Genomic DNA, 3,316 nt, shown 5'->3' with positions numbered 1-3,316 from the left:
CCGCGGCGAGCGCGCCGGGCACGTCCCCGCCGAACCGCGCCGACGCCACCACGGCGGCCCGTGCGTCACCGAGTCCGCCGGAGTCCCGCGCGGCGCGCAGCAACGCCTCCCCCGGCTGCCGTCCCGCCCGCACCTCGCCGGCCAGCGCACCGCACAGGGCGATCACCGCGTCCGCCCGCCGCTCCCGGGCCTGCCGGGCCTGGCGCGCCAGCCGCATCCGGCGGAGCACCGGCACCCCGGCCGCCCCCGCGACGACCGGAATCACCGAGGAGCCCAGCACGGCGACCGCCAGTCCGGCGACGAGCGCCCACCACTCGGCTCCCCCTTGCCCGCGCCGCCGCCGCAGTTCGGCGAGGACCCGCTCCCAGACGGGCGGCCCGGTCGCCACCACCCCGCCGCCGGCCAGCAGCAGCCGTGCCCGCCGCATCCCGCAGTGCCGCCCGCCCAGCAGCCGGACCAGCGCACCGAGACAGACCAGCGCGGCTCCCATGGACGTCTCACCGATCACGTCGCTCACCGCTCCCCTCGCCCCCGCACATCAGGCACTCCCCACACCGCACGCACTCCCGCACCCCACTCGCTCCCGCACCTCACTCGCTCTCCCACTCATCGGAGTCACCCAGCAGCTGCCGCAACCGCCCCCACCCCCGCTCCCGCACGAACGCCCGCTCGCCCCAGCGCAGCGCCGGTACCGTCCGCACCAGCCCGCTGGTGTCCCGCTCCAGCACATGCACCTCGGCGATCCGGCGCCGCCCGGACCGGTCCCGTACGAGGTGCACCACCACGGAGAGGGCAGCCGCCAACTGGCTGTGGAGCGCGGCCCGGTCCAGGCCGGCGGCCGTGGCCAGCGCCTCCAGCCGGGCCGGCACGTCGGCGGCGGCGTTGGCATGGACCGTGCAGCAGCCGCCTTCGTGACCGGTGTTGAGGGCCGCGAGCAGGTGCACGACCTCGGGGCCGCGCACCTCGCCGACGACCAGCCGGTCCGGCCGCATCCGCAGCGCCTGCCGTACGAGGTCCTCCAGGGTGACCAGGCCGGCGCCCTCCTGGTTGGCGGGCCGGGTCTCCAGCCGGACGACGTGCGGGTGGTCCGGCCTCAGCTCGGCCGAGTCCTCGGCGAGCACGATCCGCTCTCCCGGTCCGACGAGCCCGAGCAGGGTGCTCAGCAAGGTCGTCTTGCCGCTCCCGGTCCCGCCGCTGACCAGGTACGACAGCCGGGCCGCGAGCAGCGCCCGCAGGATCCGGTCGCCGCCGGGCGGCACCGTGCCGGCCGCCACGAGTTCCTCCAGGGTGAAGGCCCGGGGCCGTACCACCCGCAGTGCCAGGCAGGTGCAGCCGACGGCCACCGGGGGCAGCACCGCGTGCAGCCGGGTGCCGTCGGGCAGCCGGGCGTCCGCCCAGGGCCGGGCGTCGTCCAGGCGGCGTCCGGCCACCGCGGCCAGCCGCTGCGCGAGGCGCCGTACGGCCGCCGCGTCGGGGAAGGTCACCGGGGTCAGCTCCAGGCCGCCGCCACGGTCCACCCACACCCGGTCCGGGGCGGAGACCAGCACGTCGGTGACGTCCGGGTCGGCGAGCAGCGGCTCCAGGGGGCCGGTGCCGACGAGTTCGGACCGCAGGTGTGCGGCCGCGCCGAGGATCTCGGCGTCGCCGAGCACCCGGCCCTGTTCGCGCAGCGCCTGGGCCACGCGCGCGGGGGTGGGTTCGGCACCGCTCTCGGCGAGCCGGCGGCGGACGCCGTCGAGCAGGGCCGCGCCGTCGGCCCGGTCGAATCCGGGCAGGGTCATCGGGCGCCTCCCGCCTCGACCAGCGCGCGCTCCCAGAACTGCGTGCAGAAGCGGGCGAGCGGGCCGCGTCCGGTCGCTCCCGGCGGCTTCGCGCCGCCCTGCGGGCGCAGCAGCCCCGGCTCGACGGGCACCTCGCCGGCCAGCGGCAGGCCGAGCAGCCGGGCCACCTCCTGATCGTCCAGGCCGGGCGCGTAGGGCCCGCGGACGGCGACCCGCAGGTCGCGAACGACCATGCCGACCGCGGCGGCGACGCGGCCGGCGGCGGCGAGCGCCCGCAGTTCGGCCGGGACGACGAGCAGGGCGAGGTCGAGCTGGGCGAGGGCTTCGGCGACGCCGTCGTCGAGCCGGCGGGGCAGGTCGACCACGACCGTGCCGCCGCGCCGCCGGGCGGCGGCCAGCACCGCGCGGACCGCGGGAGGCGGAACGGCGACGCAGTCACCCCGGTCCCAGCTGAGCAGCCGGAGCGAGTGCAGTTCGGGCAGCGACTCCTCCAGGGCGCCGCCGCCGACCCGGCCGCGGGAAGCGGCGAAGGCGGGCCAGCGCAGCCCTTCGGCGCTCTCGCCGCCGAGGAGTACATCGAGTCCGCCGCCGAGCGGATCCGCGTCCACCAGCAGGGTGCGCAGTCCCTCACGCGCGGAGGTGACGGCGAGCGCGCACGCGAGCGTGGACGCACCGGCCCCGCCCCGCCCGCCGATCACCCCGACGGTGAGAGCCGGGCGGCCGATGCCCTCGGCGACGTCGGCGATGCGGTCGACCAGCCACGCCTCGCCGTCGGGGAGCATCAGCACGTGGTCGGCACCGATCTCGACGGCTCGTTTCCACACCCCCGAGTCGTCCTGATCGCGGCCTACCAGCACCACGCCGGGCCGGCGCACGGCCCCGCGCACCCGGCCGACGGCATCGTCGCCGACGAGCACGAGCGGGGCGGCGGCCCAGCCGTCGCCGGATTCCGGTACGCCGTGATGGACCTCGGGGGTGGCGCCCGCCGCCGCGCACAGGCGCAGCAGATCGTCCAGGAGTACGGCGTCCTCGGTGACGATGAGCGGCCGTCCGGGCCGGTCCGCAGGGCCGGGTGGCGGGTCGTGGGTGACGGTTCCGGTCACGGGTGCTCCCCCTTCGCTGCACGGGCCGCGCAGCCCCTGCGGCCACGCGATTCCCAAGGTGTGAAGAACCGCCGAGCGGCCTCCATATGAACAGCCGATAGGAACCGGCCATACGCGCTCCGGCAATCGGAACCGGCCATGAACTCGCCCCGGCCGGAGTGCGCTGGAATCACGGTGCAGCGATCCGCGAAATCATGTGGATCTTGGTCGAAAACTGTGGACGACCGGGAGCCTGTGAATATCTCCGTCACCCATACCGGTGACCGCTGTACCGATCGTGTGCGACTTCCCCAGAGCAGTCCGACGATTACCGTCGGTAACCGATCATGAGCGCGCCGAAGACGCGGACACGGCGGCGCGGTGCCGGCCGTACGGCCGCGTGAAGAGAGGGGAGATGCGAGAAAACCCACCCGGACATGCGACGACCCCCGC

General features: G+C 76.3%; 2 protein-coding genes and 1 pseudogene. All 3 read right to left on the bottom strand.

The window, feature by feature from the left end:
- Positions 1-490, bottom strand: a pseudogene (locus tag CCN44_RS40100) (type II secretion system F family protein); the annotation flags it as partial.
- A 100-nt stretch (positions 491-590) separates the two neighbouring features.
- Complete coding sequence (locus tag CCN44_RS40095; RefSeq protein WP_059251467.1) at positions 591-1,781, bottom strand: TadA family conjugal transfer-associated ATPase; 1,191 nt, start codon at positions 1,779-1,781, stop codon at positions 591-593.
- The gene (gene ssd / locus CCN44_RS40090) at positions 1,778-2,884 is read right to left on the bottom strand and encodes a septum site-determining protein Ssd (protein ID WP_059251465.1); all 1,107 of its coding nucleotides are present in this window, start codon (positions 2,882-2,884) and stop codon (positions 1,778-1,780) included. Before ssd ends, CCN44_RS40095 begins: the two co-directional genes overlap by 4 nt.
- Positions 2,885-3,316: the final 432 nt, after the last annotated feature.

The sequence above is a fragment of the Streptomyces tricolor genome (genome assembly GCF_002155905.1).
Taxonomy (GTDB): Bacteria; Actinomycetota; Actinomycetes; order Streptomycetales; family Streptomycetaceae; genus Streptomyces; species Streptomyces tricolor.
This window is presented reverse-complemented; position numbering and strand designations above follow the sequence as displayed.